Source organism: Paeniroseomonas aquatica, from assembly GCF_030409335.1.
GTDB lineage: Bacteria > Pseudomonadota > Alphaproteobacteria > Acetobacterales > Acetobacteraceae > Belnapia > Belnapia aquatica.
In genome coordinates this window covers 31526-47430 of the sequence record NZ_JAUFPN010000127.1, presented here as the reverse complement: position 1 = coordinate 47430, position 15905 = coordinate 31526, and the positions used below count along the sequence as shown (strand labels likewise).

The window sequence follows — 15905 nt, the reverse complement described above, 5'->3', positions numbered from 1 at the left end:
ACCACCGATGCTGCATCGTCGCGCCCTGCTGGGGGCTGCCGCCCTCACCCTGCCCGCCCTCTCCTCGGCCTCCGCCCAGGCCGCCTTCCCGACCCGGTCGCTGCGGATCGTGGTGCCCTTCGCCCCCGGCGGCGCCGTGGACCTCACCGGCCGCTTCCTGGCGGAGCGCCTGGGGACGATCCTCGGGCAGACCGTGATCGTCGAGAACAAGGGCGGCGCCGGCGGTAACATCGGTGCCGATGCCGTCGCCAAGGCGGAGAAGGACGGCTACAGCATGCTGCTGGGCTCGGCCTCCATCCTGTGTGCCAACAAGTTCCTGTTCCGCAAGTCGATGCCGCTGGACCCGCTGCGCGAGCTGGCGCCGATCACCCGGGTGACGACCGGCACGGTGGTGCTGATCGTAAATGGCCGCAGCCCGATCAAGACCTTCGCCGAGCTGATCGCCGCGGCGAAGAAGGACCCGGGCAAGCTCACCATGGGCTCCTCCGGCACCGGCACCGTCAGCCACCTGGCCATCGAGTCCCTCAAGCGCGCGGCCGGCGTCGACATCACCCACGTGCCCTATCGCGGCGGCGGGCCGGCCTTCCAGGACCTGTTGGCCGGCAACATCGACATGATGTTCGACGTCATCCCGGCGGCGATCGGCAACATCCGCGAGGGCAGCTTCCGCCCGCTCGCCGTCGGCAGCGCCGAGCGCATCACCTACGTGCCGGAGCTGCGCGAGGTGCCGGCGATGAAGGAGCTGCTGCCCAACGCCAACATCGACATGCAGAGCTGGTACGCGGTCAACGCCCCCACCGGCGTGCCGGCGGACCGCATCGCCCTGCTGCACAAGGCCATCACCGAGGTCGTCAACTCGGACGCCTTCCGCCAGCGGATGGAGCCGATCGGCTTCACCCCGGTCGCCGATGCGACGCCGGCAGCCTTCGGCGAATACCTGCAGGCGCAGGAGAAGGTGTGGCAGGCGCTGGTGGAGCAGTCCGGCGCGACGATGGAGTGAGGCAAGGTTGGGGAGGAAAAGGTGTTTCCTCCCCAAGCCCCCCCATTCCTTTTTCTGAGTTAGGTCAGGCCGTGTTCGTGCAGGAATGCCAGGGTGCGGGTGCCCTTCGCCTCCGGTAGGCGGGCGAAGGCGAGCAAATCCGCGGGGTGGTCGATGTCCATGCCGATGCCGGGCAAGGGCACGACACGCGGCTCGATCCCCACGGCGCGGGCGGCGGCCAGATGCGGGACATAGCTGTCCTCGCCGAAGCGCAGCGGCACCGCGAGCGGCGGCGACATCAGCACGGCGTTCGAGCCGAGTTCGTCATGCGCGGGGGCGATGGTGAAGGCGGGCGCGGGACCATGTGCGGCCAGCACCGCCTCGACCTCGGCCGCGGTCACCGCGGGGATGTCGCCGGGCATGGTCAGGACGCCGCTGGCGCCTTCGCGGGCCAATAGGCGCGCACCGGCGGTGACGCTGCCGGTATGGCCATCCCGCGCCCCCTCGGTCGTCACCCGGGCGCCGAGCCGCGCGGCAAGCGCCGTGGCCCAGGGATCGAGCGTCACCAGCATCGCCCCGGCGAGGCCGCGCGCGGCGAGCAGCGCCTCCAGCACCTCCCCGATCATCACCTGCATCAGCGCGCGGCGGAGATCGGGCGGGAGATGCGGCGAGAGGCGTTGCTTGGCGCCCTCCAGCTCCTTCACCGGCAGGATCGCCCAGATCATCCGATGGCGGCCAGTACGGCACGAGCGAGTGAAATCTTGTCCTCCAGCGTCCGCATCAAGATCGGTGCGCGGCTGACCCGGGCGGCGATGCCGGCCGCGTCGTCGCCCGGCTCCATGACGTAATGGGTCAGGATATCCGCATAGCGCGCGGCGACGGCGGCCGCGCTGGGCGCCGTGCCGGATTGCGCGAACATGGTCGCGGTCGGCCCCTTCACCGCCTGGCCGGCAATGATCGGGGAGACGGCGATGACCGGCGCGCCGCAAGCGGCGATGGCGGCGCGAAGGCCCGGCACGGCCAGGATCGGCTCGATGCTGATGAAGGGGTTGGAGGGGCAGATCACCACCGCCCGCGGCCCGGCCCGCAGCGCGGCCAATAATTCGGGCTGCGGCCGGGCCTCGGCGGCACCGGCGAATTCCAGCCCGTGGAAGGCCGGGGCGCAGCGCTGGCGGACGAACCAGTCCTGAAAGTCGATCCAGACGCCATCGCTCAGGATGCGGGTGCGGACCGGATCGTCGCTCATCGGCAGCAGCCGCGGCGCGATCCCGAGGCGGCGGGCGACATCGGCGGTCACGGCCGACAGCGTCTCACCCGCGCACAGGCGCCGCGTGCGCTCCACATGCAGCGCCAGGTCGCGGTCGCCGAGGCGGAACCAGGTTTCGCCGCCGATCGCCCCCAGCGTCTCCATGAAGGACCAGGTCTCGTCGCGCCGGCCCCAACCCAGCTCGGTATTGTCGAGCCCGGCCAGGGCATAGGTCAGCGTGTCGATATCCGGGGAGATGCTGAGGCCGAGGTGCTCGAAGTCGTCGCCGGTATTGGCGACGATGAGCAGCTCCCCGGGCGGCAGCACCTGGCTGAGGCCGAGCGCCAGCTTGGCGCCGCCGATGCCGCCCGAGAGCGCGATGATCATCGGAACAAATCCTCGGACTCCGGGCGGATCAACTCGGCGGCGGGGTTGGGCGGGGCGTCCCAGGCGAGGCCGCGGACCAGCACCACCGGCTGCGCCTCGGCGCCCTGGCCCTGAAGCAGGGAGGCGCTAGCCGCGATCTCGTCAGCGAAGCCGCTGATGCTGACCTGCAGGGTGCGGCCGAACAGATCCGGCCGGCCGCGCAAATCCCACAGCGCAGGCAGGCCGGCGGCGCCGATCGCCACGCCGACGGTCCCCCGCCGCCAGGCCCGGCCGAAGCTGTCCGAGATGACGACGGGGCAGCCGAACCGGGCGGCGAGCGCGGCGGCGCTGCCATCGGGGTCCCGCGGCAGCAGCAGCGCATGGCCCTCCTGGCCGAGGTTCGACTGGTCGATGCCGGCATTGGCGGAGACGAAGCCGAGCCGGTGCTGGACGATCAGCAACCCCGGCCGGGCGCGGACCACGCGCTGGCTTTCGGCAAGAACCAGTTGGACGAAGCGCGGATCCTTGCCCGTGCGCGCGGCCAGCGCCTCGGCCTCCGGCGTGGGCTGCACATCGGCCAGGGCCACGCTGCGGCCCTCGGCCTTGCTGACGATCTTCTGGGCGAGGACCAGCACGTCGCCCTCGACCAGCGCCAACCCGGCGCGGGCGAGCCCGGCCTCGATCAGCGCAGCGAGATCGTCTCCCGCCGCGACCATCGGCAGGCCGGGCAGCGCGATCAGTTCCAGCCGGCGCATCGCCTCAGCCGAAGCGCCGGCGCAGCAAGGGGGCGACGTGCTCGCCGAACAGGGTCAGGAAGCGCGCCTGATCCGGGCCGGGGGCATGGAAGACCAGGTGGTTGAAGCCGAGGGCGACGTAGGTGCCGATGCGCTCGACCAGCTCCTCCGGGTCGTTCGAGACCATCCAGCGGCTGGCGGCGCGCTCGAGCGGCAGGGCATCGGCCAGGCGCTCCATCTCGGCGGGGTCCTCGACCGACATCTTCTCCTCGGGCGAGAGCGCCAGCGCCGCCCAGTGGCGGGTGTCCTCCAGCGCACGCTGCTTGTCCGTGTCGAAGGAGACCTTCATCTCGATCATGCGGTCGTAGTTGGGCTTCGGCTTGCCAGCGGCTTCCAGCCCCGCAGCCACGTTCGGCAGCAGGGTCTCGGTGTAGAGCTCGGGCTTCTTGCCGCTGGTGCAGATGAAGCCGTCGCCGGCGCGGCCGGCATATTTGGCGACCAGGGCGCCGGCGGCGGCGACGTAGATCGGCACCATCTGCTCCGGCTTGTCGTAGATGGTGGCCTTCTCGGTGCGGTAGTAGGTGCCCTCGAAGGTGACGCGCTCCTCGGACCAGAGCTGGCGCATCAGGGTGACGGCTTCCCGCATGCGGGCGAAGCGTTCCTTGAACTCCGGCCAGACGGCGCCGGTGGAGGGCACCTCGTTCAACCCCTCCCCGGTGCCGATGCCGAGGATGACGCGGCCGGGGAACATGGCGCCGAGCGTGCCGAAGGCCTGGGCCACGATGGAGGGGTGGTAGCGGAAGGTCGGCGTCATCACGCTGGTGCCCATCACCAGCTTCGAGGTGCGGGCGCCGAGCGCGCCGAGCCAGGCCAGCGAATAGGGCGCGTGGCCGTCGGTGTGCTTCCAGGGCTGGAAGTGGTCCGAGATGAAGCAGCTGTCGAACCCGGCCTGCTCCGCCAGGATGCCGAAGTCGAGCAGCTTGCTTGGCGCGAACTGCTCGGCGGACGCCTTGTAGCCGATGGTGAGCATGGGTCTTCCTTACGTATCCGCCAGCGCGGCGAACATGGCGTCGCGGGCGGCGAAGTCGCCCTCGGCATGGACGGGCTGGATGCAGAGATGGGTGGCGCCGGCGGTGAAATGGGCGCGGAGCCTTTCCTTGACCGCCGCGGCGTCGCCCGAGAGGACCATGGCATCGATGAAGCGGTCGCTGCCGCCATCGGCCAGGTCGGCCTCAGTGAAGCCGATGCGCAGCCAGTTGTTGGCGTAGTTCGGCAGCGCCATGTAGCGGGAGAGTTCTTTCCGCCCCAGGGCGCGGGCCTTGGCAAGGTCGGTCTCGACGCAGACCTTCTGCTCCACCGCCAGCCACTTGTCGGGGCCGAGGATGGACTTGGCCAGTGCCGTATGCTCCGGCGTCACGTTGTAGGGCACGGCGCCGCGGGTGCGTTTGCCGGCGAGCTCCAGCATCTTCGGGCCAAGGGCGGCCAGCGCAATGGGCCAGTCCTCGGTGGTGTCCTTCTGGATGCCGTCGAGATAGGCGCGCATGGCCGGGATCGGCTTGTCGTAGCGGTGGCCGCGCAGGCCCTCGACCATCGGGATATGGCTGACGCCGAGGCCGAGGATGAAGCGGCCGCCGTTCAGCGCATTCAGCGTCGCCATGCCGCGCTGGGCGGTGAAGGCATCCCGGGCATAGATATTGGCGATGGAGCTGCCGACATTGAGGGTCGTCGTCGAGGCCAGCAGATGGGCGGCGAGGGAGAAGGATTCATAGCCGCGGCTCTCCGGGTACCAGAAGGTGCCGTAGCCCAGCTGCTCCACGCTGCGGGCCAGCGCCGCCAGTTGGGCAGCGTCCAGCCGGTCGGTCGGGTACCAGACCCCGAGACGTCCCAGTTCCATGCCCAGTCCCTCCGTTTGGCGGCTAACATTGTCCCGCCGGGCCGTCCTGTCCACACCATCCCCCCTCGGGGCTCTGGTCTTGGGGGCCCCGGACGACTAGATCGTGGGCAACCCTGACCCGAGAAGAGATCTGCCCGTGGACGCCCTTACTCCGGCCGAATCCGTTGCGGAGGCCCCGAACCAGGTTTCGGCCGAGGCGGCCCGGCGGCGCACCTTCGCCATCATCGCCCACCCCGACGCCGGCAAGACCACCCTGACCGAGAAGCTGCTGCTGCGCGGCGGCGCCATCCAGCTCGCGGGGGCCGTGCGGGCCAAGGGCAATGCCCGGCGGACCCGGTCGGACTGGATGAAGATCGAGCAGGACCGCGGGATCTCGGTCGCCACCTCGGTCATGACCTTCGAGCGCGGCGGGCTGGTCTTCAACCTGCTGGATACGCCGGGCCACGAGGATTTCTCGGAAGACACCTACCGTACCCTGACCGCGGTGGATGCCGCCGTCATGGTGCTCGACGCGGCGAAGGGCATAGAGGCGCAGACCAAGAAGCTGTTCGAGGTGTGCCGCCTGCGCGACATCCCGATCATCACCTTCATCAACAAGATGGACCGGGAGGCGCGCGAGCCCTTCGAGCTGCTGGAGGAGATCGAGCAGACCCTGGCCCTCGACGCCGCCCCGGTCGCCTGGCCGGTCGGGCGTGCCTCGGAATTCGCCGGGACCTGGGACATGCTCGACCGCCACTTCCTGCCGGTGGACGCCGACGACCGCTCCGCCGTCGACATGGACGGGCCGGAGGACCCGAAGCTGGCCGGGCTGGTTGGTGCCGCCCGCGCCGCGGCCCTGGCCGAGGAAGTGGGCCTGGCCGAGGCCGGCTGCCCCGAATTCGACCTGGAGGCCTTCCGCCAGGGCACCCTGACGCCGGTCTTCTTCGGCAGCGCGCTCCGCGACTTCGGCATCGGCCACCTGCTGGACGGCCTCGCCCGCTACGCCCCGCCGCCGCAGGCCCGCAGCGCCGATACCCGCGCAGTGGAGCCGGGCGAGCCGGCGCTGACCGGCTTCGTCTTCAAGGTGCAGGCCAACATGGACCCGAACCACCGGGACCGGGTGGCCTTCGTCCGGCTCTGTTCCGGCAAGCTGGTGAAGGGGATGCGGCTGCGCCAGACCCGGACCGGCAAGCAGGTTCCGGTCAACGCGCCGCTGTTCTTCTTCGCCAAGGACCGCCAGGTGGCGGAGGAAGCCTGGCCGGGGGATGTGGTCGGCGTCGCCAACCACGGCACCTTGCGGATCGGCGATACCCTGACCGAGGGAGAGGCGCTGAATTTCCGGGGGGTGCCGAGCTTCGCGCCGGAAATCCTCCGCCACGTCCGGCTCGAGGACCCGATGCTGGCGAAGAAGCTGAAGACCGCGCTCTCCCAGCTCGCCGAGGAGGGCGTGGTGCAGCTGTTCCGGCCGTTGGACGGGTCGAACCCGGTGGTCGGCGTCGTCGGGCAGCTGCAGCTCGACGTGCTTGCCAGCCGGCTGAAGGTGGAATACGGCGTCCCCGCCGGCTTCGACGACACCATTTGGTCGATGATGCGCTGGGTCACCCCGGTGGATGCCGCCGACAAGGCGGCGCTGGACCGCTTCGCCACCGCCAGCCGGCGGGATGCCGGCGAGGATCACGACGGCGAGCTGGTGGCCTTCTTCAGCTCCGACTGGCGGCGCAACCGGGCCGAGGAGGAATGGCCGATGCTGCGCTTCCATGCGGTGCGGGAACAGCATGGGCTGGAGCTGATCAAGCGGTAGAGCGCGATCGTCCGGGTGGACCCACCGAAAGGCGTGAATCGCGTGACCAAACAATGAGCTGGACCGTGATCCGCGCTGCCGGAAGCGCGGTTCACGGTCTGGCGGCGGAACCCTGGCGCCGTCCGGTGTGTTTCATCCGTGAGTGCCGCGACCCGCGGCCCCGGCGTGGCCCACCCCTTGAGGGTGCCGACCCGCCTCCCCGCCCCTGACCCGGGCGGCCCTCGCAGGAGAGACATCCTTGACGACCGCAACGGACGCCGTTCTGGCGCAGCTTTCGCTCGACGCCTATGCCGACACCCCGGTCCTGCCGACCGGCTTCGTCGCCGCCAGCCTGCCGGTGACCCTCAGCGCCGGCGAGACCTACGCCGGCGGCGTCTTCCACAGCGCCAATGCCGCCGCCCTCGCCACCGAGGCGACCCTCGACGGCAAGGACAGCCTGATCGTCGCCTTCCGCGGCAGCGACGACGCGACCGACAGCCTGCACGACCTGCAGAACATCAACGCGGACTACCCGCTGTTCGCCTCGCTGATCCAGGCGGTGGACGCGGCGGCGGCGAGCGGCCGCTACGACCAGGTGGTGGTCACCGGCCATAGCCTCGGCGGCGCCATGGCGCAGCTCTATATGGCGGAGCACCCGGACCAGCCCGGTGGCCTGGCCCATGACGCGACCACCTTCGGCTCGCCCGGTGCCCTCCTGCCGGCCGGCGATGATGCGCGGGTGACGAATTTCGTCATCGCCGACGATCCCGCGGTGGCGCTCGGCGCGCATCGGGCCGAGGTAGGGGAGATCCTGCGTGCCGAGCCGGCCCTGGCGCAGCTTGCCGCACGTGAGGCGGCAGCGGCTTTCCCCGGGCTGACCGCGGACCAGGCCCTGGCGAGCCTCGGCAGCCTGACGGTGAACTACCAGAACCGTGGCGAGCTCGTGGTGCTGCCGGGGCACGACGGGGTGGTCTCGCCGGCGGCGGCGGTGGCCGGGCTGGCCCAGTTGGACGTCGGCCAGCATGCGCCGGAGCTCTATGCCGGCAGCGTCGCCCTGGCGGCGGCGCAGCCGGAGCAGGAGGTGGTGGTGCCGGAGGCGCCGGTGGCCGATGCCGGGTTGCTGGCGTTGCGGGCCATCTACGACGGCGACGGCCGGGACCCGCAGGCCGCCCAGGGGCTGTTCGAGGCCTGGGCCGGCGCCTTGCGGGCCGATGCGGTGGCGACGGGCAACGACGCCTTCACCATAGCGCGGGACGAACTGACCCAGCTCGGCCACGGCCTGCACCTCCTGGGCTAGAGCGGGTTCCGTTCGCACCGGCTCACGGAGCCCGCTCTAGCCTGTTGTTCTGGCGAGCAAACATCTCCGGTCTGATGAGTCCATCAGATCGGAGTTTGCTCTGGGCTGGCCTGCCGCCGCGCCGTGGCCAGCAGGTGCCGCAGTGCGGCGGCGTAGCCCAGGGCATCATCCAGGGCACAATGGGTGTGCCCATGCCCGCCGTACCAGGCAGCCGGCCAACGGGACCGGTCGCTCTCGGCATAGCGGCGGCCGGTGGCGCCCATGGCGAAGGAGGCGAGGTCGAGGCCGCCGCCCTCGAACAACGGCCTGCCCGGCCGGGGCCCATGGAGGAGCCGGACCCCGGCGAAGCGCCAGAGGTACCAGGCGATCCAGGCGCCATCGAACAGGGTCGGCTGGCCGACGAAGACCGCCGGACCCGGCAGGGCGCGGACCCAGGCGACGTAATCGGCCATGACCGCGGCCGGGTCACGCGGGTCGCGGGTGGCGGCGGCCCAGGCCTCGGGCTCGGTCCGCCACCAGTCCATGGTCGCCGGCTCGGTGGCCAGGCCCGGCACCGGCCGCAGCGTCGCGGCGAAGCGGCCGACGTCCTCGCCGGTCGCCTCGGTGATGGCGACCGAGGCGAAGCTGATCATCGAATGCTCGCCCGGGCGCAGCCCGTCGGCCTCGATGTCGGTGACGACGAAGACCGTGTCCGCCACCCGGATCAGCCGGCGAAGGGATCGCGCAGGGTGATGGTGTCGTCGCGGTCCGGGCTGGTGGAGAGCAGCACCACCGGGGCCTCGACCAGCTCCTCGATCCGCCGGACGTATTTCACCGCCGCCGCCGGCAGTTCCCCGTAGGAACGGGCGCCGCGGGTGGAGGTGGTCCAGCCTTCCAGGATCTCATAGACCGGCTCGGCCGCGGCCTGGGCGCCGGCGGCGGCCGGCAGCCGGCGGAAGGTCTCGCCCTTGATGGTGTAGCCGGTGCAGATCTTCAGCTCGGTCAGGCCGTCGAGCACGTCGAGCTTGGTCAGCGCCAGGCCCTGGATGCCCCCCGTCTTGACCGCCTGGCGGACCATGCAGGCGTCGAACCAGCCGCAACGGCGCGGGCGGCCGGTGACGGTGCCGAATTCGCGGCCCCGCTCGCCGAGGCCCTGGCCGATTTCGTCCTTCAGCTCGGTCGGGAAAGGCCCGCTGCCGACCCGGGTCGAATAGGCCTTGGCGATGCCGAGCACCATGCCGATGGCATCCGGTCCGATGCCGGCGCCTGCCGCCGCCGCGCCGGCGCAGGTATTGCTGCTGGTCACGTAGGGGTAGGTGCCGTGGTCGACGTCGAGCATGACGGCCTGGGCGCCCTCGAAGAGCACGCGCTGGCCGTTGTGGCGGGTCGCGTCCAGCCGTTCCCAGATGGCTTCCGAGAAGGGCAGCAGCTTCGGGGCGAGCGCCAGCAGGCCGTCCAGCAGCGCCTGCTTCTCGAATTCCGGGGCGCCAAGGCCGCGCAGCAGGCTGTTGTGGTGCAGCAGCAGCTCATCGAGCTTGGCCGAGAGGGTGGCGGGCTCGGCCAGGTCGCAGAGGCGGATGGAGCGGCGGCCGACCTTGTCCTCGTAGGCCGGGCCGATGCCGCGCCCGGTGGTACCGATCTTGTCCTCGCCGCGGGCGGCCTCGCGCGCCTTGTCCAGCGCCGGGTGCAGCGGCAGGATGAGCGGGGTGTTCTCGGCGATGCGGAGGTTCTCGGGCGTGACCGAGAGGCCCTGGGCCGCGACCTTGGCGATCTCGTCCAGCAGCGCCTGCGGGTCCAGCACCACGCCGTTGCCGATGATGCCCAGCTTGCCGCGGACCACGCCGGAGGGCAGCAGGCTGAGCTTGTAGGTCTGCTCACCGACGACCAGCGTGTGGCCGGCGTTGTGGCCGCCCTGGAAGCGCACGACGATATCGGCCCGGCTGGCCAGCCAGTCCACCACCTTGCCCTTGCCCTCGTCGCCCCATTGGGCGCCGATCACCGCGACATTGGCCATTGCTCAGTCGTCCTTGTTGAATGGCAATGCGGCACCGTCCCGCAGGACATGGGTGCAGCGTAGCGCGGCCGGGGCATCCGTGGGTGCCAGGGCGGCGACGGTGGCGAAACCCTGGTCCCGCAGCGCCCGCACCGCATCCTGCGGCGCGCCGAGCGGGATGAAGACCCGCGGCCGCGGCGGGGTCCGGGTGGCGGCGCGGAGCACGGCATCGGGGTAGAGGCTCATGCCCGTCGCCGGCTCGTCATTCGCCGAGACGTAGCGGCCGCCGCGGGCCAGCTCCCCGGTGGCGCCGGGTCCGTACAGGGTGAAGGCGACGCCGACGTGGTAGCGGAAGCCGCGGAACTCGACCGGGTCGAGGGTGATGCGGAGCCTGGGCTCCCGCGCGCGGATGGCGGCGATGACGGCGCGGGAGTTGTCGGCGATGGCCCGGGCGGCGGGCGGCAGGTCGAGCGAGGCCAGCGCCGCCAGCGCCCCATCGGCCGGGCCGGCGGCGGCGAGCAGCACCGGCAGGGCGGCGGCGAGCGGCCCGGCCTGCGCGGCCAGCTCGGCGGTGGCGGCGGCATCCTTGCGGTCCAGCGCCAGGGCCAGGCGCTGGCGCAGCGCCGCGGGGACGCCGGCGGCCTCCAGCAGGGCCGGGGTCATGGTCGGCAGGGTGACGTCCAGCGAGACGCTGGCGACGCCGGCCCGGGCCAGGGCTTCGGCGGCGACCAGGGCGACCTCGGCATCGGCCTCCGGCGCGGCGCTGCCGATCAGCTCGATGCCGGTCTGCGGCAGCTGCCGCTCGGGGGCGAGCTGGGTGCCGCGGACGCGCAGCACCTGGCCGGCGTAGCAGAGCCGCAGCGGGCGGGACTGCAGGCCGAGGCGGGTGGCGGCGATGCGGGCGACCTGGGGGGTGGTATCGGCGCGCAGCCCCATCATCCGCTGGCTGACCGGGTCCATCAGCCGGAAGGTCTGCTCGGCGACCGCGGCGCCGGAGCCGGCGAGCAGGCTGTCCTCGAATTCCAGCAGCGGCGGCTTGACGCGCTCGTAGCCATGGCCGGCGAAGGCCGCCATCAGCGCCTCGACCAGCACCGCCTCGCGCTCGGCCTCGGGCGGCAGCAGATCCATGAGCCCGGCGGGGAGCAGGGCTGGATTGGGGACATCATCGGTCATGCGGGCGCGGGTTTGGCAGGGGGGAGTGAGGGATGCAAGCCCGGGAGCATGCGCGGCAGGCCCGCGACCGGCTCAGGCGGTGACGCCGTAATCGGCCAGCTCCGGCCGCATCGCCTCGATGACGAAATCGACGAAGGCGGCGGGGGCATCGAGGTAGAATTCGCGGTCCGAATAGGCGCCGACCGACGCCTCCATCCCATGTGCTGCGGCCCAGGCGGCGAGCGCCTCGAGATCCTGCCGCGGCGTCTCGCTGAGGAAGGCGACCTGGGAGCGCAGCTTGTCGGCATCGCGTCCCGGGGTGGGGCTGCGGCTGAACTGGAGGTCGACGTTGGCGCCGGGCTGGCGGAGCCAGATGGCGCGCTCGGTCCGGCGGAGGATGACGAAGCGGAGCTGGGTGGTCAGCATCTCCACCACCGTCTCGAAATACTCGGGCGCGAGGCGGTTGGCGACGTGGTTGAATTGCATGGCGGGGCCGGCTCCGGGGGCTGCCGGAGCCTAGCCCGGGGACCCGCCGGCGTCATGCGCCCTTGCGCCACGGCAAGCCTCAGGCCGCTTGGGGCGGCATGGCCGAGAGGTCCATCCACATGACTTCCCAGTGGTGGCCGTCCGGATCCTCGAGGCTGCGGCCGTACATGAAGCCATGGTCCTGCACCGGGCCGGGGTCGGTGCGGCCGCCGGCGGGCGCGGCCGCCTCGGCCATGCGGTCCACCCCGGCGCGGTCCTCGGCCGAGAGGCAGATCAGGGCGGCGCTGGTCTTGTGGGTATCGGCCACGGGCTTCGTGGTGAACATGGCGTATTTGGCGTGGGTGAGCAGCATGGCGTGGATGGTCTCGGAAAAGACCATGCAGGCGGCGGTGTCGTCGCTGAACTGCGGGTTCAGCCTGGCGCCGATGGCTTCGTAGAAGCGGATCGAGCGCGGCAGGTCGGTGACGGGCAGGTTCACGAAGATCAGCCGGGCCATGGTGCTTGCCTTCCGCTTGGTGTTTGACCAGCCTGCCGCATCAAGTTATGAAATACAACCATGAAGTCAGAAAAAATAACTTCAACCGTTGCACCGCATCGCTGGTACGCGGATGCCTGCGCCGCCGCCCATGCGCTCGATCTGGTGGGGGAGCGCTGGGCGCTGCTGGTGATGCGGGAGCTGATGTTCGGGCCGCGCCGGTTCAGCGCGCTGCGCGCCAGCCTACCGGGGATCAGCGCCAACGTGCTGACCCAGCGGCTGGAGGGGCTCGAGGCGGCCGGTATCCTGCTGCGCCGCCGGCTGCCGCCGCCGGGGGCGGTGCAGGTCTATGAGCTCACCCCCTGGGGGCTGGAGAGCGAGCCGATCTTCCAGGCGCTGGGCCGCTGGGCGGCACGCTCCCCGGCGCATGACCCCACCCTGCCCTTCAGCGCGGCCTCGCTGCTGCTGTCGCTGCGGACCATGCTGGATGCGGGGCGGGCGGCAGGGCTCACGGCGCGGATCGGCTTCCGGCTGGGGGCGGAGCGGTATCTCGGCGTCCTGGCGGCGGGGCGGATCGAGATCGCGGCCGGGCCGCTGGATGGCGCCGATGTGGTCTTCGACGGCGCTCCGGCGGTGATCGCCGGCGCGATCTACGGCGGCCAGCCGCTGGCGGCGCTGGAGGCGGCGGGGGTGCTGCGCCTCACCGGCGACCGGGCGCTGGCCGGGCGCTTCGTGACGCTGTTCCCGCTGCCGGAGAAGGCGCCCCCGGCTTCTTTGCGCGCGGCTCAGTCCACCGCTTCGCGCGATTCCACATAGGCCATCAGGTTCTCCAGCCGGTCGGCCTCGCTGGCCGGCTTGTCGGTGCGGATGCGGGCGATGCGGGGGAAGCGCAGCGCGACGCCGGACTTGTGCCGGCCGGAGAGCTGGGCGGCGTCGAAGATGACTTCCAGCACCAGCGCCTTCTCCACCTCGCGCACCGGGCCGAAGCGGCCGGTGGTGTGGTTGCGGATCCAGCGGTCGAGCCAGCCCAGCTCCTCATCGGTGTAGCCGGAATAGGCCTTGCCGATCGGGACCAGCTCCTCGCCCCCCTCCCCGTCCGGGCGCCAGAGGCCGAAGGTATAGTCGGAGTAGAAGCTGCTGCGCTTGCCATGGCCGCGCTGGGCATACATCAGCACGGCGTCGATGCTCAGCGGGTCGCGCTTCCACTTCCACCAGAGGCCCTTCTGCCGGCCCGCGACATAGGCGCTGTCGGCCCGCTTCAGCATCAGCCCCTCGATCGAGGCGGCCCGCGCCCCGTCCCGCACCTCGCCGAGCTGGGCCACGGAGGCGAAGGCGATCTGGGCCGAGAGGTCCATGCGCGGCGGGGCGTGGCGCTCGACCCAGGCCTCCAGCCGCGCGCGCCGCGCATCGAAAGGCAGCGGACGCAGGTCCTCGCCGCCGTCGAACAGCAGGTCGTACAGGCGGACGCCGGCGGGGTGGTCCTTCTGCAGCTTCGGCCCGGCGGTCTTGCGGTTGAGCCGCTGCTGCAGGTCGGCGAAGGGGGCGACGGCGCCGTCCCGGATGACCAGCAGCTCGCCGTCCAGCACCGCGTGGAAGTCCATCGCCGCCAGGATCTCCGGGAAGGCGGCGGAGACATCCTCGCCGCCGCGGCTCCAGATCCGCCTGCCGCCGGGGCCGGCGGTGAGCTGGACGCGGATGCCGTCCCATTTCCACTCGGCCCGCCAGGCGGCGGGGTCCAGCGCCGCGAGGTCCTTGTCCTCCAGGGGGTGGGCCAGCATCAGCGGGCGGAAGACCGGGGCGTCGCGCGGGTCCGGCATGGGCGCGCGGCCCTCGAGCCAGTCGAAGATCGGGCCATAGGGCGGTGGGATGCCATGCCAGAGCTCCTCCAGCGCCTCGACCGGCTGGCCGGACCATTCGGCCAGCGCGACGCGGGCGAGGCGGCCGGAGACGCCGACGCGGAGGCCGCCGGTGATGAGCTTGATCAGCGCCAGCCGGCCGCTGGAATCGAGCGTGTCCAGCCAGCCCGCGATCAGTGTCGGCAGCTCCGCCTTGGGCGTGACCTCCAACGCCTCGACCACCTCGGAGAGCAGCGGCGGCGGGGCATTCACGCCCTGGCGTTCCGGCCAGATGAGGGCGACCGTCTCGGCGAGGTCGCCGACGTAGTCGTGGCTGAGGGCGAGCAGCACCGGGTCGGTGCGGCCGGCGGCGAGGTCGCGGATCATCGCCGGCTTGGCGACGCTGAAGACCAGCTCCTCGGTCAGTGCGGCGAGGCCGATGCCCCGCTCGGGGTCCGGCTGGGTGGCGAACCAGTCCCGCAGCAGGGCCAGCTTGGCGTTGCGGCCGGGGGTGAAGACCAGGCGTTCCAGCAGCTCGGCGAAGGCGGCGACGCTCATGCCGTGGCCTCGGGGGCCGGGAGGGGGGCGGCACCCGGCTCCGCCAGGATGGGGGAAGCACCCGGCTCAGCCGGGAGGGCATCGTCCTCGTCCTCGCCCAGGCCGATCAGGTGCAGCGCCCGGCCGCGGATGCCGCGCAGGGCCAGGGCATGGATCAGCGCGTCGTCGCGGCCATGGGTGACCCAGACCTCGGGCGCGCCGGTCTCGTCGATGGTGCGGTTCAGCTCGTCCCAGTCGGCATGGTCGCTGATGACCAGCGGCAGCTCGACGCCGCGGGTCCTGGCCCGCTGGCGCACCCGCATCCAGCCGCTGGCGACGGCGGTGACCGGCTCGGCCAGCCGCCGGGCCCAGCGGTCGGCGATGGCCGAGGGCGGGGCGAGGACGATGGCGCCCTTCAGCGCCGCCTTGTTGGCGACGGTCGCCGGCAGCAGCTCCCCCAGCGGGACGCCCAGTTCCTCGTACAGCCGGCAGAGGGTCTGCTGGGCGCCGTGCAGGTGGAGGGGCCGGTCCCAGCCGGCGGCGCGCAGCAGGGTGATCAGCCGCTGGCACTTGCCCAGCGCGTAGCAGCCGACGACATGGGTCCGCTCGGGGAACAGCGTCAGGCTGTGCAGCAGCTTGGCGATCTCCTGCGCCGGCGGTGGGTGGCGGAAGACCGGCAGGGCGAAGGTCGCCTCGGTGACGAAGACGTCGCAGGTGACCGGCTCGAAGGGGGCGCAGGTGGCATCCGCCTGGCGCTTGTAGTCGCCGGAGACGACGGCGCGGCTGCCGCGCCACTCCAGCACCACCTGGGCCGAGCCGAGCACATGCCCGGCCGGGACCAGCCGCAGGGTGACCTCGCCGAGCCGCAGCGCCTCGCCGTAGCGGAGCGGCTGCTGGGTGGCGCCCGCCCCCTGCCCCATCCGTGCCCGCATGATGGCCAGCGTCTCCGGCGTAGCGAGGACCGCGGCATGGCCGGGCCGGGCGTGGTCGGCGTGGCCATGGGTGACGACGGCGCGCTCCACCGGGCGGCCCGGGTCGATGTAGAAGCCGCCCGGCTCGCAGAAGAGGCCGGAAGGCGTGGGGCGAAGCCAGGTCTCGGGATGCGGCATGCGGCGGGGCGGCCCGTTCGTGATCCGTTCAAATGCCTGGCGGCGGCGAGGGTTGCCGCCGCCC

The 15905-nt window shown here is 71.9% G+C and carries 16 protein-coding genes; 4 read left to right on the top strand and 12 right to left on the bottom strand.

Going from position 1 to position 15905, the window contains the following annotated elements; translation table 11 throughout:
• Positions 1–7 precede the first annotated feature (7 nt).
• Positions 8–1000, top strand: a complete 993-nt coding sequence (locus tag QWZ14_RS11725) for a Bug family tripartite tricarboxylate transporter substrate binding protein (RefSeq protein ID WP_290316846.1) — start codon at positions 8–10, stop codon at positions 998–1000.
• A 59-nt stretch (positions 1001–1059) separates the two neighbouring features.
• On the opposite strand, the gene cofC is transcribed toward QWZ14_RS11725, so the two are convergent.
• The 5 genes from cofC to QWZ14_RS11700 are packed head-to-tail and all read right to left on the bottom strand — an operon-like array spanning position 1060 to position 5219.
• Positions 1060–1704, bottom strand: coding sequence for a 2-phospho-L-lactate guanylyltransferase (gene cofC / locus QWZ14_RS11720; protein ID WP_290316845.1), 645 nt, complete (start codon positions 1702–1704; stop codon positions 1060–1062).
• On the bottom strand, positions 1701–2612 hold the full coding sequence (gene cofD, locus QWZ14_RS11715) for a 2-phospho-L-lactate transferase (protein WP_290316844.1): 912 nt from the start codon (positions 2610–2612) through the stop codon (positions 1701–1703). Before cofD ends, cofC begins: the two co-directional genes overlap by 4 nt.
• A complete protein-coding gene (cofE, locus tag QWZ14_RS11710; RefSeq protein ID WP_290316843.1) occupies positions 2609–3346 on the bottom strand; it encodes a coenzyme F420-0:L-glutamate ligase in 738 nt (245 codons plus the stop codon). The genes cofD and cofE overlap by 4 nt, the downstream gene beginning before the upstream one ends.
• Positions 3347–3350: 4 nt before the next feature.
• Positions 3351–4355 (bottom strand): glucose-6-phosphate dehydrogenase (coenzyme-F420), encoded by a 1005-nt coding sequence (gene fgd, locus QWZ14_RS11705; protein WP_290316842.1) that lies wholly within the window; start codon positions 4353–4355, stop codon positions 3351–3353.
• A 9-nt stretch (positions 4356–4364) separates the two neighbouring features.
• A complete protein-coding gene (locus QWZ14_RS11700) occupies positions 4365–5219 on the bottom strand; it encodes a TIGR03620 family F420-dependent LLM class oxidoreductase (RefSeq protein ID WP_290316841.1) in 855 nt (284 codons plus the stop codon).
• 136 nt (positions 5220–5355) lie between these two features.
• Between QWZ14_RS11700 and QWZ14_RS11695 the strand changes: the two genes are divergently transcribed.
• Positions 5356–6999, top strand: a complete 1644-nt coding sequence (locus tag QWZ14_RS11695; RefSeq protein WP_290316840.1) for a peptide chain release factor 3 — start codon at positions 5356–5358, stop codon at positions 6997–6999.
• Between the two features lie 238 nt (positions 7000–7237).
• A complete protein-coding gene (locus QWZ14_RS11690) occupies positions 7238–8275 on the top strand; it encodes a lipase family protein (RefSeq protein WP_290316839.1) in 1038 nt (345 codons plus the stop codon).
• 83 nt (positions 8276–8358) lie between these two features.
• On the opposite strand, the gene QWZ14_RS11685 is transcribed toward QWZ14_RS11690, so the two are convergent.
• The 5 genes from QWZ14_RS11685 to QWZ14_RS11665 all read right to left on the bottom strand — a co-directional run bounded on the left by QWZ14_RS11685 (position 8359) and on the right by QWZ14_RS11665 (position 12381).
• Positions 8359–8973: a DNA polymerase III subunit epsilon gene (locus QWZ14_RS11685; protein ID WP_290316838.1), complete on the bottom strand. Its 615-nt coding sequence runs from the start codon at positions 8971–8973 to the stop codon at positions 8359–8361.
• A 5-nt stretch (positions 8974–8978) separates the two neighbouring features.
• A complete protein-coding gene (locus QWZ14_RS11680) occupies positions 8979–10268 on the bottom strand; it encodes an adenylosuccinate synthase (protein WP_290316837.1) in 1290 nt (429 codons plus the stop codon).
• Between the two features lie 3 nt (positions 10269–10271).
• Positions 10272–11420, bottom strand: coding sequence for an ATP phosphoribosyltransferase regulatory subunit (locus tag QWZ14_RS11675; RefSeq protein ID WP_290316836.1), 1149 nt, complete (start codon positions 11418–11420; stop codon positions 10272–10274).
• 72 nt (positions 11421–11492) lie between these two features.
• Positions 11493–11885, bottom strand: a complete 393-nt coding sequence (locus QWZ14_RS11670; RefSeq protein WP_290316835.1) for a hypothetical protein — start codon at positions 11883–11885, stop codon at positions 11493–11495.
• A gap of 79 nt (positions 11886–11964) precedes the next feature.
• A complete protein-coding gene (locus QWZ14_RS11665) occupies positions 11965–12381 on the bottom strand; it encodes a VOC family protein (protein WP_290316834.1) in 417 nt (138 codons plus the stop codon).
• Positions 12382–12441: 60 nt separating this feature from the next.
• Here QWZ14_RS11665 and QWZ14_RS11660 point away from each other — a divergent pair, with 60 nt between their 5' ends.
• Positions 12442–13176 (top strand): winged helix-turn-helix transcriptional regulator, encoded by a 735-nt coding sequence (locus tag QWZ14_RS11660; RefSeq protein WP_290316833.1) that lies wholly within the window; start codon positions 12442–12444, stop codon positions 13174–13176.
• Here the strand turns inward: QWZ14_RS11660 and QWZ14_RS11655 are convergent.
• Both QWZ14_RS11655 and QWZ14_RS11650 read right to left on the bottom strand, forming a co-directional pair.
• Positions 13146–14753, bottom strand: a complete 1608-nt coding sequence (locus tag QWZ14_RS11655) for a cisplatin damage response ATP-dependent DNA ligase (RefSeq protein ID WP_290316832.1) — start codon at positions 14751–14753, stop codon at positions 13146–13148. The two genes, QWZ14_RS11660 and QWZ14_RS11655, sit on opposite strands and share 31 nt — an antisense overlap.
• Entirely contained in the window at positions 14750–15841 is a 1092-nt protein-coding gene (locus tag QWZ14_RS11650; protein WP_290316831.1) for a ligase-associated DNA damage response exonuclease, read from the bottom strand. The genes QWZ14_RS11655 and QWZ14_RS11650 overlap by 4 nt, the downstream gene beginning before the upstream one ends.
• Positions 15842–15905: the final 64 nt, after the last annotated feature.